Consider the following 23,768-nt stretch of genomic DNA (forward strand, 5'->3'; position numbering starts at 1 on the left):
GGTGAGGCAGAATCGGCCCGATGAGCACCTACCGCGACCTCGCACACCGCGGCTCCGCGCGGGCCACTGTCCTGCGGACCGTAGGGACGCGTGAACGCCGTTCCCACCTGACGGCTCCCCGCGTCCCCACCGTCGGTATCGACATCGGCGGCACGAAGGTGATGGCGGGCGTCGTCGACGCCGACGGCAACATCCTGGAGAAGCTCCGCGCCGAGACGCCGGACAAGTCCAAGAGCCCCAAGGTCGTCGAGGACACCATCGTGGAGCTGGTCCTGGACCTCTCGGACCGGCACGACGTGCACGCCGTGGGCATCGGTGCGGCAGGCTGGGTCGACGCCGAGCGCAACCGCATCCTCTTCGCTCCCCACCTGTCCTGGCGCAACGAGCCCCTGCGCGACCGGCTCGCCGGACGGCTCGCCGTTCCCGTCCTGGTGGACAACGACGCCAACACCGCCGCCTGGGCGGAGTGGCGGTTCGGCGCGGGCCGTGGCGAGGACAACCTCGTCATGATCACGCTCGGCACCGGCATCGGCGGCGCGCTGCTGGAGGACGGCCAGGTCAAGCGCGGCAAGTTCGGCGTCGCGGGCGAGTTCGGCCATATGCAGGTGGTCCCCGGCGGCCATCGCTGCGCGTGCGGCAACCGCGGCTGCTGGGAGCAGTACAGCTCGGGCAACGCGCTGGTCCGCGAGGCCCGCGAACTCGCCGCCGCGGACTCCCCGGTCGCGTACGGGATCATCGAGCACGTCAAGGGCAACATCGGCGACATCACCGGCCCGATGATCACCGAGCTCGCCCGCGAGGGCGACGCCATGTGCATCGAGCTGCTCCAGGACATCGGCCAGTGGCTCGGCGTCGGCATCGCCAACCTGGCGGCGGCCCTCGACCCCTCCTGCTTCGTCATCGGCGGCGGCGTCAGCGCGGCCGACGACCTCCTCATCGGCCCCGCGCGCGACGCCTTCCGCCGCCACCTGACCGGCCGCGGCTACCGCCCCGAGGCCCGGATCGCCCGCGCCCAGCTCGGCCCCGAGGCCGGCATGGTCGGCGCCGCCGACCTCGCCCGTCTCGTCGCCCGCCGCTTCCGCCGCGCCAAGCGCCGCCGTGTGGAGCGCTACGAGCGGTACGAGCGCTACTCCGAGTCCCGCCGTACGACCCAGGGGACGCTGTGACGGCCTCGCTGCCGCGCCAGGCCTCACCTCCGGACGAGCCCCGGCGCCCGCCGGAGGACCCGCGCCACAAGTTCCGTCGCCGTGCCCTGACGCTGCTGATCATCGTGCTGCTCATCGGCGTCCCGGCCGGCTACCTGGTGATCTCCGCCAACCAGAGCCGCGACAGCGGCAAGCAGAAGGAGGACAAGTACTCGGCGACCGGCCTCACCGTGGGCTGGCCCTCGCGCGTCCAGCGCCGCCTCTACCAGGTGCCCATCCCGTTGAACGGCGTCGCCGTCGCCTACTACGAGACGAACAACTGGAAGACCAGCCGTCTCTACGTGCAGTTCGCCACCAACGGCGCGGGGCTGGAGGAGTTCCTCGCGGAGATCGGCACCAGCAGGGACACACTGCGCAAGAACAACATCGCCATCGGCACCCGCGACCAGAAGGTCGTCGGCTGGGACTTCACGGGCCCCGGCTCGTGGTGGGGCCTCGTCCACGAACAGAAGGACCCGGCGCCCACCCAGGACATCGTCGTGAACTGGCCCAAGCCCGGGCGCGCCATGGTCTACGTCGTCTCCCGCACGATCCCCTGAGCCGCCCCGGCCCCGCGCCGGGGCCACCGTCGGGACCGATTGTCAGAGCCCGCCCGTAGAGTCGAAGACAACTGATTCGACCGAAGGGCGGGAGGTGACCGGACGTATGGGCGACGAGGGCGTGCAGACCGATAGGGCCGTGCCGGTGCGGCTTGCCGCCGTCTTCCTGCCCGCACCCGTGCCCCGCCAGGGGCGCGTCGCCTTCTGGGACCCGGACGGTGGGCCGCTGCCCGCCGCCGACGGCGCCGGGAGCGTGTCGCCCGCCGAGAACACGCCGTCCGCCGAGCCGGCCGAGCTGACGGTGGTACGACCGCACGGCTCGGGCGCCCGCCGCGGCACCGTCCCCGCGCTGACCCTGCCGATCGCCGAGGCCCTCCCGCTGCTCGCCGGGGCCCGCCACGACCGCGCCGCGCATCCGGCCACGACCTGCTGGGGCGCGGCCGCGCTGCACGCGCTGCGGCTCGTCGCGCGGGGCCGGCTGCTGCCCGGGCTCACCCCCGAGGGCCACGACGCCTGGCGCGCGGGCCCACTGGACCCGGACGACATCGCCCACCTGCGCGCCGTGGCCGCCGCTCTTCCGTACGAAGGGCATGCCGTCCCGCTCCCCGGCAAGGGCCCCCTCCGGCTGCCCGACCCGGAAGCGCTGATGCGGTCCTTCCTGGACGCGGTCGCCGACACCCTGCCGCGCACCCCCGCCGCTCCCCACACCTCAGGGAAACCCTTCGCGGCCGGAGAGCCGCAGCGGCTGCCCGGAGCCCACGACTGGGCCGCCGAGGTCGCCGCGGGCATGGACGCGGGCGTACGGATCTCGCTCCGCCTGGACCTGTCGGCGTACCAGCTCTTCGACGACGGCGAGGGCGCGCTCCGCGCGGGCGCCGCCGTCGTCCAGGTGCACAGCCTCGCCGACCCGACCCTCGTCGTCGACGCCGCGGCCCTGTGGGCGGGCGACGCCGACACGGCCTTCGGCCCCCGCGCGCGCGTGGACGCGGCGCTCGCCGTGCGCCGCGCCGCCCGCGTCTGGCAGCCCCTGGACCGCCTCTCCGAACAGGACGTGCCCGACGTCCTCGCACTTTCCGAAGAGGAGCTCTCCGACCTGCTCGGCATCGCCGCGACCCGCCTCGGCGCGGCCGGCGTCGCCGTCCACTGGCCCCGCGACCTCGCCCACGACCTCAGCGCCGCAGCGGTGGTGCGCCCCGCGCCCGGCTCGGCCACGGACGGCACCGGATTCTTCGAGAGCGAGGAACTGCTCCAGTTCCGCTGGCAGCTGGCCCTCGGCGGCGACCCGCTCACCGAGGCCGAGATGGACGCCCTCGCCGAGGCCCACCGCCCCGTCGTCCGGCTGCGCGACCAGTGGGTCCTCGTCGACCCCGCGCTCGTCCGCAAGGCCCGCAAGCGCGAGCTGGGCCTGCTCGACCCGGTCGACGCCCTGTCCGTGGCGCTCACCGGCACCGCGGAGGTCGACGGCGAGACGGTCGAGGCGGTGCCGGTCGGCGCCCTCGCCACGCTGCGCGACCGTCTGACGGCCGGCATCACCCCCGTGGAGCCGCCCCCGGGCCTCCAGGCCCGGCTGCGGGACTACCAGCTGCGGGGCCTCGCCTGGCTCGACCTCATGACCTCGCTCGGCCTCGGCGGCTGCCTCGCCGACGACATGGGCCTCGGCAAGACCATCACCGTCATCGCCCTGCACCTGCGCCGGGACCGCGGCGAACCCACCCTGGTCGTCTGTCCGGCCTCGCTCATGGGCAACTGGCAGCGGGAGATCACCCGCTTCGCGCCCGGCGTCCCCGTTCGCCGCTTCCACGGCCCCGACCGCACCCTGGAGGACCTTGACGGCGGTTTCGTCCTCACCACCTACGGCACGATGCGCTCGGCCGCGCCCCGGCTCGCCCAGCAGACGTGGGGCATGGTCGTTGCGGACGAGGCCCAGCACGTCAAGAACCCCTACTCGGCGACGGCGAAGGCCCTACGGACGATCCCGTCCCCCGCGCGCGTGGCCCTCACCGGCACCCCCGTGGAGAACAACCTCTCCGAGCTGTGGGCCCTGCTGGACTGGACGACGCCCGGCCTGCTCGGACCCCTCAAATCCTTCCGCGCCCGCCACGCGCGAGCCGTGGAGAACGGCGAGGACGAGGAGGCGATCGCCCGCCTGGCCCGGCTGATCCGCCCCTTCCTGCTCCGTCGCAAGAAGTCCGACCCCGGGATCGTCCCCGAGCTCCCGCCCAAGACGGAGACGGACCACCCGGTCCCCCTGACCCGCGAGCAGGCCTCCCTCTACGAGGCCGTGGTCCGCGAGTCGATGCTCGCCATCGAGACGACCGAGGGCATCGCGCGCCGGGGCCTGGTCCTGAAGCTCCTCACCTCCCTCAAGCAGATCTGCAACCACCCGGCGCTGTTCCTGAAGGAGGACGCCCGGGCGGCCGCCCTCGGACCCTCCGCCCGTTCCGGCAAGCTCGCCCTGCTCGACGAGCTGCTGGACACCCTGCTCGCCGAGGACGGCTCGGCGCTGGTCTTCACCCAGTACGTGGGGATGGCCCGACTGATCACCGCCCATCTGGCCGAGCGCGCCGTCCCGGTGGAGCTCCTGCACGGCGGCACCCCGGTCGCCGAACGCGAGCACATGGTGGACCGCTTCCAGAGCGGGGCCACCCCGATCCTGGTGCTGTCCCTCAAGGCCGCGGGCACCGGCCTGAACCTCACCCGGGCGGGCCACGTCGTCCACTTCGACCGCTGGTGGAACCCGGCCGTCGAGGAACAGGCCACCGACCGCGCCTATCGCATCGGCCAGACCCAGCCCGTTCAGGTCCACCGCCTCATCACCGAGGGCACGGTCGAGGACCGCATCGCCGAGATGCTCGAAGCGAAGCGGGCGCTCGCCGACGCCATCCTGGGCTCCGGAGAGGCGTCTCTGACCGAACTGACCGACCGCGAGCTGTCGGACCTGGTGTCACTGCGGAGGTCGTCGTGAGCGGTGCCGAGGAGGAGACACGGCCCGTGACCGGGGGCGTGGACGTGCCGGACGCCGAGCCGTCACGTCCGTCGGCCGGGCCGCGCCCCGCCGACGTGGCGCGTCGCGCGCTGCGGGCCGCGCGGGAGCGCGACACCCGGGGCGCGGCGGCAAGGGACGAGCCGGGTTCACGGTCCGACGGGGTGAGCTCCCCGGCGGCCCGACCGGGCGACGCGGCCAGGGAGGCCCTGCGCCGGGCCGCCGCGCGGGGGATCGGTCCGCATCCGGACCCGAGTTCGGGTGCGGGTGCGGACACCGTTCCGGATCCGGAGACCGACTCAGGCGCCGAACCCGGTCCGGTACGGCCTTCCGCCCGCGCGGAGATGGCGGACGCCCCGTCCGCCGACGTGCCCGTAGTCGGCACGCGTCCTGGTGACATCGCCCGCGAGGCACTGCGCGCGGCGCGCACGGAGGCCCGACAGGCGCGGACGGCGGCGGAAACCAAGGGAGCCGGAAGCGCGCACCGGTCGGCAGACCGTGCGGCGGCCGGTGCGCGGGCCCGGCGCGACCGACGGGACCAAGACCGGGGAGGCCGGGTCCGGGACGTTCGAGAGGTGCTCGCGGAGGCCTTCGAGCTGCCCGGCGCCGAAGCGTCGCGCGAGACCGACGTCGAGACCAACACCAACATCGACACCAACACCGAGACCGCCCCCGACGCCAACAGCGACACCAAGACCGACGCCGAATCCGACGCCGAGAAGGGGCACCGCAGGCCGGCGCACCCGGCACACTCGGAGCACCCGGCGCAACCCCGGCTCAGCGGGCCGAGCACGCTCCCGTCGGACGCCGCCGTGCCGCGCTCCATGGCATCCCCGCGCCGCGACGGCGAGCTGCGCCGCACGTTCGAAGCGCTACCCGCCCGCACCTCGCACGCGGACACCTTCGCGGAGACCTGGTGGGGCAACGCCTGGGTGAGCGCTCTCGAAGAGGGGGCCCTGGACGCGGCGCGGCTGGCGCGCGGACGGGCGTACGCCGACCAGGGGCACGTCGACGCCATCACCGTCACACCGGGACTCGTGCTGGCCTATGTCCACGGGAGCCGCCCGCGGCCGTACCGCGTCCAGGTCCGCCTGCGGACGCTGGACGACGGCGACTGGGACCGTTTCCTCGACGCGGCCGCCGAGCGCCCCGGGCACATCGCGGCGCTTCTCGACAAGGAGATGCCCAAGTCGCTCGCGGACTGCGGAGCCGACCTGCTCCCCGGCCCCGGCGACCTGGCCCCCCAGTGCAGCTGCCCCGACTACGGCCACCCCTGCAAACACGCCGCCGCCCTCTGCTACCAGACGGCACGTCTGCTCGACGAGGACCCCTTCGTGCTGCTTCTGCTGCGCGGCAGGGGCGAGCGCGAGCTGCTGGACGCGCTGTCCCGCCGCAACGCCACCCGTGCGGCCCGCGCCGCCCAGGAACAGCAGTCGGCGCCGCTGCCCGGCGTGCGGGCCCGTGACACCCTCGCCCGCCGGGCGCTGCCGCCCCTCCCGGCGCCGCTGCCCGCCCCCGCGCACCCCGAGCAGCCGCCGACCTACCCGGGCGCGCCGGGCGGCCCCGACCCGTTCGCGCTGGACCAGCTCGCCACGGACGCGGCCGCCCGTGCGCACGCGCTGCTCACCACGGGCCGCGACCCGGTCGCGGAGCTGACGCTGTGGCAGGACGCGGTACGGCTCGCCGCCGCCCGCCCCGGTTCCGGCCTCACCGCCGCGACCCGCGCCCTCTACTCCTCGCTGGCCTCCGCCGCCGGCCGTACCCCCGCCGACCTGGCCCGCGCGGTCGCCGCCTGGCGGCAGGGCGGGCTCGAAGGGCTCACCGTCCTCGAAGAGCCCTGGGACCCGCCCGCGGGCCGTTTCGACCGCGCCCGCCCCCTCCTCCTCGCCGCCGACCTCCCGGCCTTCCGCCCCTGGCGTAACCACCTCACCCACCCCCGCGGCCACGCCCAGCTCCGCCTGGGCCACGACGGCCTCTGGTACGCCTACGAATCGGAACCGGGCCACGAGGACTGGTGGCCCCGTGGCACCCCCGACCTCGACCCGGTCGGCGCCCTGACCGGCCTCGGCGCACCGGGCGAGCTCTGACCCGCCCGCCCGCGCCGACCGAATCACGCGGCATCCCGGTCAGGCACCACAGGCGGGCTGACCACGTACGTGAACATGTGACGGACCGGTGTGGGCGCAGTGGACACCCGGGGCCCGTCGGACCCTCGCTCGGCACCACCTGGCACATGCCGTAGAAACCGTCCACGGGTGTCCAGTTGGTCCGGGGTGAGCGCGTAAGCGCAGGTCAGGGCCTTGTGGTGGGAGGGCGTCTGCGGGGTTGGTGACACGCCTGTGATCGCTCGTGACACGTGAGGACCCCCGTCGGCTTGCTGCGGCGGGGCGTCGTCATGCAGTTGGTCATGACGGATGGCTCACTGGATCAGCTCGATGTGCGGATGGTCCGGGGAGGCAGGGCAGACGTGGAGCCGGAGGTTGTAGCCCGCCGAGTACCCCAGCGCCATGGAACTGAGTAAGGAACTGCAGGAGCAACTGGTCGACTGGAGCAGGTGGCTGGCGGCTGCTCCGGTGTGAGCAGGCACGGCTCCGGCAGATAGCCGGGGAACTGGATCGCAGGTGGCTCGGGAGGCGCGTCGAGGATGTCGGTCACGGTCGCTGCGGAGCGCCAGAAAAGTGCGGTTGCGGGGTTCGCCGGGTGGTCGAAGGGACACCAGAGGACCTGGAGCAGGTCGGCTTCGGACCGACCCGGCGGGCGCAGCAGGGGGATGTCGCGTACGTACAGCTGGGCCACGGGCAGCATGTCGAGCCTTCGAGCCATGGGCGGCCGACTTCGATCCGCTCCACGATGGCCCGCTCCTCAGGCGTGTACAGGGACAGCGGGTGATCTTCGTACGACCGGCTCGCCGCTGCTGCCCGGATGCGCCGCTGCCGGCGCACGTCTCCCGACGCGAGGATCTCGTTCACCCGGTCCCACTCGTGCGGTCCTTCGCGGTGCGGCCACGGCTCGTCGGCGGGCCGGAGGAGCGGCCCGCCGGCTGTCGAGCGGCGTGGGCGACCCGGGGCGGGGACGCAGCCGGGTCGCCGTGCGTGCCGGCGGGGCCAGTTGAGGGAGGAGCGCGGTGACGTCGAGCGGCCACGGTGGGGTGGTGGGACTCATGTCGGCTCCCGATGGCACGACTTGGCTGTGATCAGTTACCGAGGTTGAGCAACCTGGTGCTCGTCGGCAGTCGGGCCGAGACCGCCGAGCGGACGCTCGCCGGTGAGGAACCGACGGTCCGGGTGGACCGTACTGCAGGTTCGAGGAGCGACAGCGTCTGCTGCTGCCGTGCGTCAAGGCGGCGCAGCTACCGACCGGCATCGACAGGTTCGGTCCTGCGCGACCGGTCACTGGACCAATTCGATGTGGGGATGGTCCGGGGACTTCGGGCACACGTGGAGTTGAAGGCTGTAGCCGCCGGCGATGTCGATGAGAGTGAAGTTCGAGGGTGGGGTGCCGATGAGGAGCGGAGTCGGGTTCGTCCGTTCCTCATCGGGCATCCAGCTCTGGCTGCCGGAGTTCCATTCCGAGGACGCGATGGTGAGGAGCGGGGTCGTCTCGGTGCCGCATTCGGGGCAGGGGCGGGGCATGGGGTCGGTGAGGCCCCAGCGGGTCCAGCCGCCGGTCTTCCACCCGGGGGCGTGGCACAGGTTGCGGAAGTAGAACTCCTGCGGGTCCAGCGCGCCGGTGCCGTCCCACGCGAATCCGGCTGTCTCCCACAGGTTCACGTCGCCCAATTGCTGCTGCAGTTCCTTGCTCAGCTCCAGGGGGCTGGGGTACTCGGTGATCTGTTCCGGTGCGAGCAGGCACGGTTCCGGGAGGTACCAGTCGAACTGGATCACGGGCGGCTCGGGCGGGGCCTCGAGAACGTCGGTGACGGAGGCGGAGGAACGCCAGAAGAGGGCGGTTCGGGGGTGTGCAAACTCCTCGTGGTCGCAAGGGCACCACAGGACCTGGAGAAGGTCGGCTCCGGGAGGACTGACCGGGAGAGGGAGGTCGCGGGCGTAGAGCTGGGCCACGGGAATCATGGGAATCGGGCCGTCGAACCACGGATGACCCTCGCGGAGCCGCTGCTCGATCTCCCGTTCCTCGGGCGTGGCCAAGGGGGCCTGGGGGTCGCGGAGCCGGCGCTCGGCCGCCGCTGCACGGATGCGACGCAGGAGCCGGATCTCGTCCGGGGAGTGCATCTCGTCCGCCGCCTCACTGTCGTGCGGCTCTTCGCAGTGGGGCCACGGCTCGCCGAGGGGCCACAGGAGCGGCCCGCCGACGGAGCTGTCGTGCACGGTCGGCGACCCGGGCCGCGGATGCAGACGGGTCGCCGTCCTTGCCAGCGGGGCCAGTTGAGGGAAGAGCGCGGTCACGTCGAACGGCCGCGGTGGGGTGGTGAAACTCAAGCTGGCTCCCGATGGCGCGAACTGAACTGTGATCAGTTGCCGAGGTTGTACAACCCGGTGTTCTTCAGGGTGTTGGTGACATATACGTTGGGGAACAGCTCCTCGGTCGTCCCGTCCGCCCGTTCGATGTTAGCGCTCATGGTGACTCCCACCGGGATCGTGCTGGTGTCGTCGTTGTAGACGGGCGTCACCTGGTAGAAGATCGCGTCGTCCGGTCCGAAGAGGGAGACATCGCCCTTGATCAGCTTCTGCGCCATGGCTTCGTAGGTTCGCATGCTGGGCGTGCCGGTGTTCATCCCTGCCTGCCAGCACGGGGTGAGATTGACCTGTATGCCCCTTCCGCCGGTGATGTTCGGGATCAGGTGACACCGGGCCAGCCCATTGGTGAGCGAGTTGTCCGTCTTGAATTTCTGCGCGTCCTGCCAGCCTGGGATGTCTCCCTGCGCATCGGTGCCCTCGGGGACCGACCTGTCCAGGCATGCCTGCGCCTGCGTCGGCCGGGCTCCGGCCGGGCCGAGCGGGTTGGTCGTCTTGTTGACGTGGGCGACCGGTTCGGTGGTGTTCAGGATCCATCCGGCGCCGTTGGGAAGCGCATTGATCGGCGACGTGTCCAGGCAGCGGGCGTGCGGGCCGGTGTCCGGCAGAGTGAACTTCACCTCGAACTGGTCGGCGTCGATCACCCGCTGGTCCGCGAAGCCCTTGGTGAGCTGTGCGTCGGCGAACTGCTTGTCGGCGGTTGTGGCATGGGCACGCACACAGGGCCGGGTCCGGTCCAGTTTCCGGGCGTCGTTCAGGACGTAGGTGTCCCATTCGCCGTTGCCGAGGTTGGGGATGACCTCGATGCACTGGGCGCCGTCGGTTCCCCCTTCCTGCGTCTCGGCGAAGGGGAACTCGCTGCAGGTGTCGGTGCTGACAAGATCCGTCTGCGGCGCGAAGCCTCCGCAGGTACGGGCCGTGCGGTCGGCCACGCCGCTCGTCGACCGGGTCAGCGGCTTGCCCTTGCCCCAGGCGTCGTCGAGGTTCTGCTGCGCCCACGCATAGGCGGCCACGGCGCCGCCGGCGTCGGAGCTCTGCGCGCTCATCGGCACGACGGGCATGACCGAGGGGACGGCACAGCCCGCCGACGAGGTGCCCCCGACCGCGTTGTCACAGCGGATCTTGCGCGGGTTGTCCCACGAGGCGTTCGGGTCGACGGCCGTGGCGCCCGGAGAGGTCACGTACAGCTTGTACGAGGTGAGGAACTGCGCGACGGCGCCCGCCACGGGGGACGAGGAGTACGTGACGGTGCCGGTGAGGGACTGTCCCAGGACCAGGTCGCCGCCGTACCAGGGCGCGGTCTTCGTCGCCGTGCAGCCGGTTCCGCAGGCGGCGCGGAACTTGGCGTTGAGGGCGACGACCTCGCCGCTCGCAGAGGTCATCGTCACGGTGACCTGCTCGCTCCACGTCGTGCCGCTCGCGGGCAGTGACGCACTGGTGGAGATCGTCAGGGTGCCGCGCCCGAGTTCCGCGCCGTTGCTGTCGCGCAGGAGGTAGAGGACGTTCACCCCGGTCACGCAGTAACTGAAGCGCTCGTAGGAGTAGTTGCCGGGGGTGGTGATGGAGCAGCTGGCGGCGGCAGTGGGGGCAGCGGCAGTGGCGGCAAGGCTCTGCGGCTGTGCCGTGGTACGCGCGGCCAGGATGGGGCTGGTGCTCACACACGCCTTGACGGCGCCCGCCCGGCGTTCCTTCGAGCCTGCCTTCGTGGCCTCACAGTGTTCCCCGGACTGCTTGGGGAAGGCGCTGGTCACGGTGGCGGGGGCGGCGGTCCGGTGCGTCAGGTCCACCCTCCCCACCTGCCGCGGCTTCTCGTCCGCGGTCTGCTGTGCCGTGGCCGTACCCGCCGTGGTGAGTCCCAGTGTCACCGCGGTCAGTACGGCCAGTACGGTCGACCGGGCCCGTATTCGGGCCGCGCCTCTGGGGCGTATCTCGTGCATGTACGTCAGATCTCTCTTCCTTGATTCTTCGGCTTGGTGGAGGTGGAAGGGGGCACCGGACATGCAGTGCCCCCCGAATGGCAGCGGTGGGTGGCCTGCGCTCTACCGCGTCAGGGCCGGACGAAAGGGACGAACTCGTCAGCTGATCAGTCTGTAGAGATCCCTGGTGATGCTGGAGGCCCCGTCCTCGACAACGCCTGCGATCTTGCCCACGACGGGCTTGACGAGAGTGCTGGCGGGCTTTGCGGCCGCGCCCAGTGCCTTGCTCACGCCGAAGGTGACCAGGCTCAGGCCGGTACTTGCGGCGGACCACCCGAACTCGCTGCTGGTGAAGCCGTGTTCGATGCCGGTGAAGACAGTGCTGATGGCGCTCGCACCCACGGAGACCTCGGCGAAGAAGCCGGCCGCGACGAAGGCCGGAGGGAAGACGAAGCCTGCGAGAGTGCAGCCGGCGGCCAGGAAGCCGGCACCGATGCTGACCGCGTTGGCCGCGTCGGCGTAGAACTGGGCGTCGTTCCACCACTCGTCGGAGTCGGCGGGGTCCTTGGTGCCGTTGGGGTTGACCTGGTTGTTCCGGTCGTTGGCGGCGGGGTCATTCTTGTTCGCGCGGTCCAATTTGGCCTTCTCGGCGGCTGCCTTGGCCGCGGCGGCCACTTCGGCCCGGTGCTTCTCGGCGACGATCCGCTTGGCGTCGGAGTACGCGGCGGCGGCCTCCTTCGCGTCCGCCTGCGCGGCAAGCTTGGCGGCACGGGCGGCGTTGGCCGAAGCCTGGGCGTCGGCGGAGGACTTCAGGGCGGCACGCGCCGAGTCGATCGCCTTGTTGGCCGAGTAGTTGGCCGAGCGGGCCGCGCCACGGGCGGTCGCGGCAGCCGCCTTCGCCTTGTCGGCGGAAGCCTGGGCGTCAGCGGCCGACTTGTCGGCGGCGTCCGCGTTCGCTCGCGCCTCGTCCGCGTAATCCTCGGCCTTCGCGGCCGAGGCGATCGCCTTGTCCGCCCACTCCTGGGCCTTGGCGGCGTCGTTACGGGCCTCGTAGGCGGCCTGGGTCGCCAGCTCCGCGTTCTGCTGCGCCTGGTAGGCGATCTTCGAGGCGGCGGCGATCGCGCCGCGGATCGCGGCGACATGGGTGGCGGTGTCGTGGTCGAGCTGGGCCGTCTGGAACTGCACCACGGAGATGAAGTTGCGGAGCATCCACGCCGGGCCCTCGAGGGCGACCTCGGCGTAGGCCTTGGTGAAGGCGCCACCGGTGGAGGTGAGCTGGCCGGCAAGGACCTTGTCGTCCTCCTCCTGCGCCAGCGGGTAGTCGTGGTCGAAGAAGTAGTTGAGGGATTCGGTGGTGTTCTTGTCGAGTGCCTTGTTGCCGGCCTCGGTGACGGCCTTGCCCGCGCCATCGTTGAGGATCTTGACGATCGCGACGCGCAGCTCCTCGTCGGAGGCCTTCTTCATGCCGATGGTGAGGAAGTCACCGACAGCCGTGGAGCTGGGACTCGCCAGGGCGAGCTGGGCGGCCTCGGCGATCTGCGGCGCGGCGACTGTCGCCACATGGAGGGCGGTCTCGCGGTCGTCCTGGGCTTCGGCGAGGGCCCGGTCGAGGTCGATCCAGGCGAAGATGTCGTCGTCGGAGCCCGCCAGGGCGTGCTGGGCGGCCTGCCGGGTCCAGGCGCCTCGGGCGTCGATCCGGCCGATCGCGGCCTTGCGCCCCAGGGTCCCGGCGAGCGCCAGATCGCCGGAGTACAGGGCCTGTTCGGCCCTGGTGGTGAGGTCCTTGGTCTCCTGAGCGGTGCGGTCCGCCAGGAGCCGCTTGTCGCGGACGTCGGACAGCTCGGTCGCCTCGACGGAGGCGAGCAGCTGTGCCTCCTCGATCGCCTGCTGCTTGTCCTGCTCCAGGGTCTGGGCCTCGGCAGCGCGGGCGTTCTTCTCCACCTCGATGGCGTCGGTGACGGCCTTGGTGGCGACGTTCGCCGCCTTCACGGCCTCACCGGCGTGCGCGGTCGACTTGTTGGCGTAGTCGATGGCCTGGCCCGCGTACTTCACGGCCTCCTCGGCGGCGGTCGCCGCCTTGTCGGCGTGGTCGGCGGCGGAGTTGGCGGCGTCGCGGGCGGTGCGGGCCGCGGCGGCGGCGGTGCCGGCCAGGGCCTGTGCGGTGGAGGCCGCGTTGGTGGCACGGTTGGCGGCAGCGGTGGCGATCGCGGCCTGGCGCTTGGCCTCGTCGGCCTCCGACTGGGCGACACCGGCGGCGACGGCGGCCTGGGCGGCGGCCGTGGCGGCGGCGGCCGCGTTGCGTGCGGCGGAGGCGGCGGCCCTGCCGGCGGTCGCGGACGCGTCGCCGGCGATGGCGGCCTTGTCGGCGGCCTTGGCGGCGCTGCGGGCCTTGGCGGCCGCGTTCCTGGCGGCGACGGCGGCGTTCTTGGCCGTCTCCGTCTTGGTCGCGTCCTTGGAGGCTGCTATCGCGGCCTTGTAGGCAGCGGCCGCGGCGCTGCCCGCCTTCGAGGCGGCCTGAGCGGCGCCGGTGGCCGCCCAGGAGGCGCGGCGGGAGGCGCTCACCGCGGCATTGGAAGCGTTGATGGCGTTGCGTGCGGCGTCCGCCGCACCCTTCGCCGCGCTCGCCGCCTTGCGGGCCGCCGCCCCCGACTTCTGCACATCGTTCTGGGCGGCGGTCGCCTCGGCAGCGGCCTTCTCGGCGGCTTCCTTGGCCTTCCCGGCGGCGGTCTCGGCGCGGGCCGAGGCCTCCACGGCCAGGTTGGTCTCCTGTTCGGCGCGCTTGCCCTCGCGCTCGACGAGGGCCACCAGCTCCTCGATGGTCGCCGACTCCTGGTCACGGGCGCGCGCGATGTGCTGGCCGGTCTCGATGAACCACTCCACATCGCTCGCGGCGCCGTCGAGCGCACGGCTCGCGTACTTCCGCACCTCCGGGCCACCGGTCGTCAGCATGGTGCTGACCTGGACCCGGGTGTCCTCCAGGCGCGAGTCGTACTGCTTGTCGGTGAGGAAGCCGGTGAGAGCCGGTGTGGTGGCGGCGTTGAGGGCGGCGTTGGCGCTGCGCACCACCGCCTTGCCGCCGGTGGACGAGACGGTGGTGGTGGCGACCTGGAGATCTTCGAGGATGGCCGGTCTGAAGCCTTCCTGCAGGAACGCGGCGATCGCGGCGTCGCCGCTCTCGAGGGCGGCGACGGCCTCCCGGCGCAGGCCCTTGCCCGCACGGTCCAGGCTGCGGACGATCGCCACCCGGTTGTCGTCCACGGTCTGCCTCGGAAGCGTCTCGGCGAGGAAGGTCTGGATGTCGGCGTCCGAACCGTAAAGGGCCACGGCGGCGGCAGCCTTGACGCCCTTGCCACCGGTCAGCCACGCCCTGACGACCTTGGCGCGCTCGGTGTCGGGCAGCGGCACCGGTTCGGGTGCGGTGCCTTCGGCGGCAGCGGCGGTGGCCGGTATCAGGACCGAAGGAGTGGCCGCGACGGCGGTCGCGGCGGCGAGCGCACCGAGCACGCGGCGTCTGCTCCAGAAACTTGTCTGCATAAAGGGATTTCCTCGCGTGAGAAGAGGGATGAGCTCCGCTGAAACCGCGCGGGCAGGATCCGACATGGGTATACGTGGGAACGTCAGTGAATGACGGTGACCCTACCAACTCACCACAGTGAAAGGAGAGGCAAAGGACCGGCAAGGTCGTAGGCGCCACGCGAGGTGTTACTTAATTGTCGCTTCTTTCCGTGCAACCCCTTCGGGAAGTGGCGAACGTCACGTCTGACGCGTCGTCAATATCCGTTTTTCGAGCGGGTTTTGATGGTTGACCAGCACTTCGCCTTGTGTTGCCATGGTTGCGTTCGTGAAGGTCGTATAGGTCTACAGCCCTCACGGCGAGAGATCGGGCGAGCCTTTGCGAAGTAGCTGCGATACCCCTCGATATGAGGGGTATTTCGCATGCCTGCCATTCCGCTTTGATGCGAGGAGCGCAATGAGGGGACATGGCGTAATGGCTGTGAAGCGGCGAATAAATCGACTTGTTGCGCGGATTCTTGGCACGGCGGCGGCAGGCGCACTTGCCGTACTCGCCACGACCGCTGGTGTCCTTGTCCCGCCGTCCGAGAAGGCCGACACGGCGAGCGTCGCAGACAGCACCCCCGGCCATGCCGTGGAGGACTTCGACCACCCGCAGGCCGACAAGATCCTGGCGGAGAAGAACCTCGTTCTGAAGCGCGGCGACGGCCCCATCGCGCTCGCCGACCGCGTGGCCGGGCACCGGGCAGCTCGAGCTCCTGGCCCGCGACAACAGCGGCAAGATCTGCTTCAAGGTAGTCGGCGACGAGGGCCGGCTGACCTTGGAGATCCCCGCACCGGACGAGCAGTCCTCGCTCCGAGGAATCAACTCACCCATGACAGCCGAGATCGCGGGGATCAGTCAGCGCCGGGGCGGCTTCACGCGCCGCGACCCCAGAGCCACACTCGCCCCGGACCTGGTCGAGCGGGACTTCACCGCACCGGCGCCGAACCGGCTGCGGGTCACCGACCTCACCGTGATCGCCACCGGTGAGGGGCCCTTGTGGCTCTCGGCGATCCGGGACGCGTTCCCCCGCCGGGTGGTCGCCTGGGAGACCTCCGCCCGCGCGGACGCCGACCTGGTCCTGACCACCCTCAAGTACGCGTTCGCGAGCCGGGAAGTCGAACCGGGCAAGCTGATCCACCGCGCGGATCACGGCTGTCAATACACATCTGTGAAGCTCGCAACTCGATTGCTGCGAGCGGGAGTTGAAGCTTTCATGGGCTCGGTCGGGGACAGTTACGACAGCGCTCTCGCGGAGAGCCTGTGGATGATCATCAAGACGGAGTGCATCCAGCCCGTCAACGCCACGTTGAGTGCCGGTTCGTTCGAAGCCGTGCGGCTGTGATCGATTCGTGCCGGTGTGCCGGGGCCAATGGGACGGTTGCGCAGTGCCGTCCCGGACGAGGGTCTGACTCATGACATCTATGACCGAAGTGTCCAGTCACAGGCGTGTACGGTCGTTGCGGGATGGTGCCCGCTGTCACCGAGCCGCAGGGCGTGTCCCCATAGGGGCCTTGCCGACCATCAGGCGCCCTCACGGTTCAGACCGCCCGAGCAGGCCGGTGCCGTCCACCCAGCGCGTCACCACGCGGGAGGCGAACCACCGTGGCGACCGGACAGCGCAGCACCTCCTCCAGCACGGATCCTCCCGTATCAAAGGTGGAGGGAGCGCGCCGAGACCTCTGCTGTTCCGCGGCTGGTCGACGTGCTGGACGCAGATGAAGCAGAAGATGACCCTTATCCGGATGAGGTCAAAGCCTGGCGCGCTTGCGGGATCAACATCCTCCGCTTGGCCGACGACCTCAGGAACGCCCAGGCATCGTTGCTCGGGTCCGACGGGCCCTACCTCACCGTGGAGCAGGCAGCGCTGCTGCGGGGATTTCCTGAAGGCCATCCTTTCGAAGGCAGCTCACGGATCGTTTACCGGCAGATCCTGCACTCCACCGCGCCCGCTGTGGCATGTGCCCTGGGGAGGGCAGTCGCCAAAGCGCTGGAACGCGCGGAGGAGAGCGCGCCCGATATCGAACTGTTCCCGCTGCCCCCAACGCCCGAGCCCACGTCTGCCAAGAGCGGTGCTCTGGGTCGCTACGACCTGGTACGAGCTGAAGCCCGCGGTGACCGTAAGGACTACCGCCTCGACCGACTCCCCATGGAGGAGGGCGGGCAAGCACAGGTTTTCCGGGCAGTGCACAAGGAGACCGACACCGAAGTCGCTCTCAAGCGCCGCAGTTCGAAGCGTGAAACAGCCGTCGCACGGATGCGGCGAGAGATCGAGGTATCCCAACTCCTGGGCCGGCAGACCCACTACATGCCCATCCTCGACTCCAGCCCACAAGACGGGTGGCCCGTCATGCCGATGGCACAGGCGACCCCGGAGGGTCGGCACGACGACCTCAGGGATCCTGCATCGCTACGCGGTCTGGTCGAGGCGCTCATGGGGGTCTTCGAACTTGATGGGGGTGCGGAGGTGGGGGCGGGCTCGCAGGTCACGCCGTGTGAGGTGGTTGGAGTGCGGGTGCCCGGGCGCAAGTAGCCCGCGGACCTTCGTGATCGTGGTTGTTCTCTAGGCAACTGATCACGAAACCCCATGGGCTTGAACATCGACGAATCGACGATCCCGGGATCAGCGAGGCGGCAACGCGACTTGTGGGGCTGGAGGGGGGTGAGTGTGACGCAGGTCAAGGACGACGAGATGGGCGGCCCGTCGGTGTACGTGGTGACGAGCGAGGACTCCGCCCGGGCCTGCCCCGGCTGCGGGGTCTTCTCTACTCGGCTGAAGGACTACCGCACCGCCCGGCCGCGGCACCTGTCCTGCGGCGGACGTCCCGTGAGCATCCAGTGGCGCAAGGCACGCTGGTACTGCACCGAACCCGCTTGCCCTCGCGGCTCGTTCACCGAGGCGATAGGCCAGGTGCCGTCGTGGATGCGTACCACCAAGGCCCTGCGCCAGAGGCGGCGGGGGCCGCGGTCTGTGACGGCGGGCGCACGGTGGTGCAGGCCGGCCGGGATCTGGGCCTGTCCTGGCCGATCGTGCAGCGCTGCCTCGAGGACGACGCAGTGAAGGTCCTGTCCGAGGACCTGCCCGCGACCTCAGCGATCGGGATCGACGAGACCCGGCGGGGCAAGCCGGTGTGGAAGCAGAACCCCTCCACCGGCAAGTGGGAACTCGTCGCGGACGCCTGGCACATCGGCTTCGTCGACGCGATCGGCGGACGCAGCCTGTTCGGCCAGGTCGAGGGCCGCAACGCGGCGTCGGTCGCTGACCGGCACACCTCCCCGCCCGCCTCCTGGCCGCTGGTACGTGTAGGGGCCTGGCGCAGGCTTCTACGCCGCCGCCGCGACGATGAGCGGCTGCCGCGGGCCCAGAGCTTCGCGCTGGGCCTGGACGCGGTGTGGAGCTTCTGGATCGCCTACATCCTCACCCGTCCGCTCGGCGCCTCGATCGGCGACTACTTGTCCCAGCCGACCGGCGACGGCGGCCTCGGGTTCGGCACCGTCGTCACGAGCGGGCTCTTCCTGGCGGTCATCCTCGGTCTGGTGGTGTACCTGATGGTGACCCGCAAGGACGTCGCGGACCCTGCGCGCGTGACGCGGCAGGCAGCCTGAACGGTTCGGAAGGCGTTCAGGAAGCGTTCAGGCGATCACCGACAAGGTCGGACACCACGGTCGGCCTCTGCGGTCGGCCCGTGTGTCGCGGGGCGCCCGTCCCCCTCGCGAGCTGCCGCGGGCCTTCTGGGCCTACGCGGCTTTCACCGCCGCGGCCCTGACCGGTTTCGCCACCTTCGGTGTGCTCGCCTACCCACCTGGTCGTCCGGCACTTGATGCCAACCGCGATGGTGCCGGTGCGGTACGCGGCGGCCATGGCCGCGCACGCGGTGGCGGCGCCGGCCACGGGCTGGCTGTACGACCGGTTCGGTGCCCAGGTCCTGGTCGTCCTGCCGCTGCTGCCCGCCGCCGTTCCGGCCCTGGCCTTCACCGACACGGTGGGAGTGGCCGTGGCGAAGAGTGCTGGTGTGGGGCGCCGCGGTCGGCGTTCAGGAGTCCACGCTGCGTGCCACCGTCGCCGACCTCGTACCCGTGGGACGCCGGGCCACCGCCTACGGCGTTTTCGCCGGGATCACGGGTGCGGCCGCGTTGGTCGGCGGCGCCTTGGCCGGAGTCCTGTACGACATCTCCGCCCCCCTTCTGATCGTCGTCGCCAGCATCCGGACCGCCGCGCTCGTTCTGCTGTGGGTCACCCGGGCCGCGCGCTCCACGCCCGTCCGCTGAGTGCCGAACCTGCGGGCATGCACGGGCGTGCTCGTCACCACGCTGCTGTGCGGCGGGGCATGAAGCGGCGGACACCTTCGAATGGGCAAGACCCGACGCGAAATCGTCCGATGCCTCAAACGCTACGCTGCCCGGGAGGTCTTCCACCTGGGCAGACCCACATAGCCACAACCCCCGTCATAGGGGCTGTCGTGACAGATGAGAGGCTCAGGCGGGTGAGTGAGACACCGATGAACACCCTGCAATACCGCTTTGACGGGCCAGAAGACGCCCCTGTCCTGATCCTCGGTCCCTCACTGGGCACCACATGGCACATGTCGTAGAAGCCGTTTCTGGGCGTCCAGTTCGTCCAGGACGAGAACGTAGGTCCAGGTCAGAGCCCTGTGACGTGAGGGCGTCCAGGGGGTTCGTGATAGGCACGTGACAGGAATGGTGCTGTAGAACCCCCGCTGGCTCTGGAAGGAAACGGCTAACCCCGGGCGCTCGCCGAAGGCCCGGCCGACGCCGGGGCGGCGAAGTACTTGGTGTGCGGGGCCGACGGAACCGGGTGACGTCATGGTCATGTTCTTCCAGACGCCGATTTACGAGTGAGAGCGTGATGGGCCCCTGCTGACGTCCTTCGGCGTCGCCGCGCCCGTCCCCCGCCGATGAATCCGTAGATCACTTCACATCATTCCGGGAGAACCTGTGAGCAAGAACATCAACAACCCCGTGGGCATGGGCGGCGGCCAGCGCAAGAAGCTGTCCCGCGCCGAACGGCAGAACAACGGTCCGCACCGCAACCTCGACCGCCAGGGTGCCGCCGACCAGAAGGCGGAGCTGGTGCGCAAGATGCGCGAGAGGGCAGGCGCAGCCGAGGGCGCCGGGCAGACGGGCGACGACACCGCACAGAGCTGACGCACCGCCGCCGCAGGGCGGCACCGCACGGGGCAGGGCCCGGACCGCGACGCGTGGTCCGGGCCCTGCTGCCGTACCGGGGGCCTGGTGCCGTAGCGGGTGTGGCCGGTCCCGCTCAGCTCCCGGCCGAGCACCCGCGTCTCAGCCGACCACCCGGGGCAGCCGCGGATTCAGCAGCCCCGTCACCACCAGGTGCAGGTGGGCACCTTGGCAAGCCGCTCTTCGAGCGCCGCATCAAGGAGGGCAAGACCCGGCGCGAAATCATCCGTTGCCTCAAACGCTACGCGGCCCGGGAGGTCGTCCACCTGGTCAGATAGCTGCAGCCAGACCCCCGCTCATAGGGGCAGTGAGACGTGAGGAACCCCCCGTCGGCTTGCTCCGGCGGGGGGTTCTGCATGAGGCGGTCGGCCGCGATGCGCGGACAGGCGTCCTCGGCGCTGTCCTCCGCGGCTGGGCCTGGCCTGCCTCGGCGAGGTCCCGTCCGGCGAGGGCCACGGTGTAACCGCCGCGTTCGGCGGAGGCCATGACGCTTTCGTCCGCCAGCAGGCGCAGGGCCTCGCGGATGGGCGAGCGCGAGGCTTTCAGCAGGTGGGCGAGTAGGCGTTCGACCAGGTGTGCGTCGGCGGTCAGTCCGCTTGCGGCGATGTGTTCCACGATGCGCGCCGCGGTCTGGCGCGCCAGGGGAGTGGGCCCTTGTGCCGGTCCAGCTGCTGAGGGCGTCACGGTGAAGGTGTCCCGTCCGTCCGGCGTCACGACGCCGTCCGGCAAAGTGGAGACCGTCACAACCTCGGTGCTGGCCGTCGCCTCGGCGTCGCCCGGGATCGCGCACGCCACCGTGACCTTCACCTGGCAGACCGGGCGACTCCGTCCCCGGAATCGTCGAGGCCGACGACCTCGGCACGTACGTCGTGAAGTTGGTTACCAAGGGGAGCTGACCTGCGGTGATGATTCGTTGAGCGTCTTTCACGGGCGTGCCGTGTTATGCGATGGATCCTCCCCAGATTCTCCCCAGGGGGTCGACGTCGAGGGCAGCGGTGATGAACGGAATCACCGCTGCCCTCGACGCGCTGAGTGACTGCAGTTGAGGCGGGGCGATGCATCGAGCCGGATCTGTGTGGGCCGGTGATCGTGCATCGGTGGTCTGTCGATCTGTTCAGCAGGCGGAGCGGGCGGCGCGCAGGATCAGTTCGGTGACGGGGGCCGGGTCGCTCACGGCGACCGCGTGGGGTGCGCGGACCCTGACCGTGTGGGCGTGGGCGCGTTCGGCCATCCACTGCTCGGCGGCTGGAGGGATGTTGCGGTCCTCGGTGGCGACGAGGTACCAACTGGGGAGCTTCTTCCATGCTGCCTCGGTGGCCGTCTCCTGAAGCGCGGCCAGGGCGATCGGACGCTGCCCCACCGCCATCACCTGAGCGGTCGTGGCGGGCACGCCGGCGGCGAACTGCTTCCGGAACAGCTCCTGCTTGATGATCAGTTCCTCGCCCTCGCCGCCTCCGGGCAGTGGGTAGTACTGGGTGCTTGTGGCCTGCGCCAGGGTGCTTCCGGGGTACTTGCCCGTGAGCTCCAGGGCGCTCTCGCCGACGTCCGGTACGAAGGCGGCTATGTAGACGAGCGCCTTGACCCGAGGTGCGTCAGCTGCCGCGGCGCTGATGACCGCTCCGCCGTAGGAGTGGCCCACGAGCACGATCGGTCCCGGAATGCTGTCCAGCACGCTGCGGATGTAGGCGGCGTCACTGGCCAGCCCGCGCAGGGGAAGGGCCGGCGCGAGGGCATGATGGCCCTGCCGCTGAAGGCGTTCGACGACGGCGCTCCAGCTGGAGGCGTCGGCGAACGCGCCGTGGATGAGGACGATGGTGGGCTGCCCATGTCGGTGCCGTCGTCGGGACGGCAGGTCCTCGGTCGGTGACGGTGCGGGAGTGGCGAACGCGGCGCCGGGAGTTCCGAGGGCGGCGGCGCCGGCCAGAAGCGAAACGGTGACGGTGCGGCGTGAGATGGGTGGGTTCATTGTTCCCTTTCTACGGTTGTGTCAATGGGCTCGTGCTGGGCGCGGGAGGGTTCACCGGGCGGTGGCCCGAACCGCCTCGTGGATCAGTTCGGCGACCCGCTCGGGGTGCGCAAGCATCACCAGGTGCGAGGAGCTGACCTCGATGGTGGTCATTCCGGCCCGCTGGTAGCCGTAGCGCTCCACATCGGGGTTGATGGTGTGGTCGGCCGAGGCGACCAGGCCCCAGGAGGGCTTGGTCTTCCATGCCGCGACCGGGGCCTTTTCGGCGAATGCCGCTGCGGCCAGGGGGCGTTGGGAGACGGCAAGCACGGAGGCGAGACGGGGCTCGACGTCGGCGGCGAAAATCGACGGGAACTTGTCGATCTGGACGGACACATCGGTGCCGGGTGTGGTCGAGCCCTCGATCGGGAAGGGGGTGTAGACGAGCGCATCGGAGAGGCCGGAATCCGGGAAGCGGCCCTGCAGTTCGCCGAGGCTCTCGCCCTCCTCCAGGGCGTACCCGGCCAGGTAGACCAGCGCTGCGACGTTGTCCTCCGAGCCGGCGACGGTGATGACGGCACCGCCGTAGGAGTGGCCCACCAGGACGACCGGGCCGGGAATCCGGCGGACGAGCGAGGCGATGTATGCGGCGTCACCGAGCAGGCTGCGGTTGGGCACGGCCGGGGCGACCACGTCCAGGCCGCGGGCGGTCAGCTCGGGGATGACACGGGAGAAGCTGGACGCGTCGGCGAAGGCACCGTGAACAAGGACGATTGTCGGGTTACCGGAATGGGACATGCAGAACTCCTTGTGGAGAGCGGTACGGGGGAGGCGTGCCGAGAGGCGATCCACGCATGACGTCCGGTCAGGGGCGAAGCACCACAGGCACGAACAGAACCGTAAGGAGGAGTGGAGAAGACGCTTTGCCCGTCAGCGCCCGCACCGTGTTCTGTGCGCGCCCGCGTCCGTGATCGCTGCGCCTGCGGGCAAGGAGTGGTGCCCTGCGCGACAACTGGCGGCGCGGCGTCCGGCCTAGCGTGACCGAGTTCCCCGCCAATCACCCGGAAACGAGGAAGCAACGCATGCCGTACATCACCGTGGGCCAGGAGAACTCCACCGCCATCGACCTCTATTACGAGGACCATGGATCCGGGCAGCCGGTCGTCCTCATCCACGGCTTCCCGCTCGACGGCCACTCCTGGGAACGGCAGAGTGCCGTGCTGCTCGACGCCGGCTACCGCGTGATCACCTACGACCGCCGCGGGTTCGGGCAGTCCAGCCAGCCGACGACCGGCTACGACTACGACACCTTCGCGGCCGACCTGAACACCGTGATGGAGTCCCTTGACCTGCAAGGCGCCGTCCTGGTCGGGTTCTCGATGGGTACCGGTGAGGTCGCCCGGTACGTGTCCGGCTACGGCTCCGCCCGGGTGGCCAAGGTCGCCTTCCTGGCCTCGCTGGAGCCCTGCCTGCTGAAGTCCGACGACAACCCGGACGGGGTCGCCCCGAAGGAGTTCTTCGACGGCGTCGTCGCGGCCGTCAAAGCGGACCGCTACGCGTACTACACCGCCTTCTACAAGGACTTCTACAACCTCGACGAGAACCTCGGCACCAGGATCAGCGAGGAGGCCGTCCGCAACAGCTGGAACGTCTCCGCGGGCGGCGGCTTCTTCGCCGCCGCCGCCGCGCCGTCGACCTGGTACACCGACTTCCGGGCCGACATCCCGGCCATAGACGTGCCGGCCCTGATCCTGCACGGCACGGGCGACCGCATCCTGCCCGTCGAGGGAACCGCGCGGCCGTTCCACAAGGCTCTCCCGTCCGCCGACTACGTGGAGATCGAGGGCGCCCCGCACGGCCTGCTCTGGACCCACGCGGAGGAGGTCAACGCGGCACTCCTCACCTTCCTGGGGAAGTGACCGCACGGGAGCCGGGCCGCCTGTCGAA

General features: G+C 70.8%; 16 protein-coding genes and 3 pseudogenes. 12 read left to right on the plus strand and 7 right to left on the minus strand.

Annotated features, from left to right (window positions below; genetic code table 11):
* Positions 1-20 precede the first annotated feature (20 nt).
* The 4 genes from ACZ7M3_RS39415 (at position 21) to ACZ7M3_RS39430 (ending at position 6,814) form a co-directional block, all read left to right on the plus strand.
* A complete protein-coding gene (locus ACZ7M3_RS39415; protein ID WP_054237090.1) occupies positions 21-1,166 on the plus strand; it encodes an ROK family glucokinase in 1,146 nt (381 codons plus the stop codon).
* A complete protein-coding gene (locus ACZ7M3_RS39420) occupies positions 1,163-1,744 on the plus strand; it encodes a sugar kinase (RefSeq protein WP_452975868.1) in 582 nt (193 codons plus the stop codon). The genes ACZ7M3_RS39415 and ACZ7M3_RS39420 overlap by 4 nt, the downstream gene beginning before the upstream one ends.
* A 106-nt stretch (positions 1,745-1,850) precedes the next feature.
* Positions 1,851-4,709 (plus strand): DEAD/DEAH box helicase, encoded by a 2,859-nt coding sequence (locus tag ACZ7M3_RS39425; protein WP_472070271.1) that lies wholly within the window; start codon positions 1,851-1,853, stop codon positions 4,707-4,709.
* Positions 4,710-4,753: 44 nt separating this feature from the next.
* Positions 4,754-6,814 carry an SWIM zinc finger family protein gene (locus ACZ7M3_RS39430; protein WP_472070273.1) on the plus strand — a complete coding sequence of 687 codons (2,061 nt, stop codon included), beginning with the start codon at positions 4,754-4,756 and terminating at the stop codon, positions 6,812-6,814.
* Positions 6,815-7,292: 478 nt separating this feature from the next.
* Here ACZ7M3_RS39430 and ACZ7M3_RS39435 read toward each other — a convergent pair.
* From ACZ7M3_RS39435 to ACZ7M3_RS39450, 4 genes and pseudogenes are all read right to left on the minus strand, one after another.
* Positions 7,293-7,889, minus strand: a pseudogene (locus ACZ7M3_RS39435) (hypothetical protein); the annotation flags it as partial.
* A gap of 227 nt (positions 7,890-8,116) precedes the next feature.
* The gene (locus ACZ7M3_RS39440; RefSeq protein ID WP_472070057.1) at positions 8,117-9,163 is read right to left on the minus strand and encodes a hypothetical protein; all 1,047 of its coding nucleotides are present in this window, start codon (positions 9,161-9,163) and stop codon (positions 8,117-8,119) included.
* Between the two features lie 32 nt (positions 9,164-9,195).
* Complete coding sequence (locus tag ACZ7M3_RS39445; RefSeq protein WP_472070059.1) at positions 9,196-11,136, minus strand: DNA/RNA non-specific endonuclease; 1,941 nt, start codon at positions 11,134-11,136, stop codon at positions 9,196-9,198.
* Between the two features lie 138 nt (positions 11,137-11,274).
* A complete protein-coding gene (locus tag ACZ7M3_RS39450) occupies positions 11,275-14,649 on the minus strand; it encodes an ALF repeat-containing protein (RefSeq protein ID WP_472070061.1) in 3,375 nt (1,124 codons plus the stop codon).
* Between the two features lie 854 nt (positions 14,650-15,503).
* On the opposite strand from ACZ7M3_RS39450, the gene ACZ7M3_RS39455 reads away from it, so the two are divergent.
* The 7 genes and pseudogenes from ACZ7M3_RS39455 (at position 15,504) to ACZ7M3_RS39485 (ending at position 19,837) form a co-directional block, all read left to right on the plus strand.
* Positions 15,504-16,016 carry a DDE-type integrase/transposase/recombinase gene (locus tag ACZ7M3_RS39455; protein ID WP_472070063.1) on the plus strand — a complete coding sequence of 171 codons (513 nt, stop codon included), beginning with the start codon at positions 15,504-15,506 and terminating at the stop codon, positions 16,014-16,016.
* Between the two features lie 360 nt (positions 16,017-16,376).
* A complete protein-coding gene (locus ACZ7M3_RS39460) occupies positions 16,377-17,204 on the plus strand; it encodes a hypothetical protein (RefSeq protein WP_472070065.1) in 828 nt (275 codons plus the stop codon).
* 159 nt (positions 17,205-17,363) lie between these two features.
* A pseudogene (locus ACZ7M3_RS39465) lies at positions 17,364-17,528 on the plus strand (transposase family protein); the annotation flags it as partial.
* Positions 17,529-17,590: 62 nt separating this feature from the next.
* Positions 17,591-18,277 (plus strand): hypothetical protein, encoded by a 687-nt coding sequence (locus ACZ7M3_RS39470; protein WP_472070067.1) that lies wholly within the window; start codon positions 17,591-17,593, stop codon positions 18,275-18,277.
* A gap of 405 nt (positions 18,278-18,682) precedes the next feature.
* Positions 18,683-18,940, plus strand: a complete 258-nt coding sequence (locus tag ACZ7M3_RS39475) for a hypothetical protein (protein ID WP_472070069.1) — start codon at positions 18,683-18,685, stop codon at positions 18,938-18,940.
* A gap of 110 nt (positions 18,941-19,050) precedes the next feature.
* Positions 19,051-19,257 (plus strand): annotated as a pseudogene (locus ACZ7M3_RS39480) (hypothetical protein); the annotation flags it as partial.
* A 370-nt stretch (positions 19,258-19,627) separates the two neighbouring features.
* A complete protein-coding gene (locus tag ACZ7M3_RS39485) occupies positions 19,628-19,837 on the plus strand; it encodes a DUF6243 family protein (protein WP_472070071.1) in 210 nt (69 codons plus the stop codon).
* Between the two features lie 309 nt (positions 19,838-20,146).
* On the opposite strand, the gene ACZ7M3_RS39490 is transcribed toward ACZ7M3_RS39485, so the two are convergent.
* The 3 genes from ACZ7M3_RS39490 to ACZ7M3_RS39500 all read right to left on the minus strand — a co-directional run bounded on the left by ACZ7M3_RS39490 (position 20,147) and on the right by ACZ7M3_RS39500 (position 22,619).
* Positions 20,147-20,683, minus strand: a complete 537-nt coding sequence (locus ACZ7M3_RS39490) for a GntR family transcriptional regulator (RefSeq protein WP_472070073.1) — start codon at positions 20,681-20,683, stop codon at positions 20,147-20,149.
* 307 nt (positions 20,684-20,990) lie between these two features.
* Positions 20,991-21,842 (minus strand): alpha/beta fold hydrolase, encoded by an 852-nt coding sequence (locus ACZ7M3_RS39495; RefSeq protein ID WP_472070075.1) that lies wholly within the window; start codon positions 21,840-21,842, stop codon positions 20,991-20,993.
* Between the two features lie 51 nt (positions 21,843-21,893).
* Complete coding sequence (locus tag ACZ7M3_RS39500) at positions 21,894-22,619, minus strand: alpha/beta fold hydrolase (protein WP_472070077.1); 726 nt, start codon at positions 22,617-22,619, stop codon at positions 21,894-21,896.
* 284 nt (positions 22,620-22,903) lie between these two features.
* On the opposite strand from ACZ7M3_RS39500, the gene ACZ7M3_RS39505 reads away from it, so the two are divergent.
* Positions 22,904-23,740 carry an alpha/beta fold hydrolase gene (locus ACZ7M3_RS39505; RefSeq protein WP_472070079.1) on the plus strand — a complete coding sequence of 279 codons (837 nt, stop codon included), beginning with the start codon at positions 22,904-22,906 and terminating at the stop codon, positions 23,738-23,740.
* Positions 23,741-23,768: the final 28 nt, after the last annotated feature.

It is taken from the genome of Streptomyces sp. NPDC111656 (assembly GCF_055656965.1).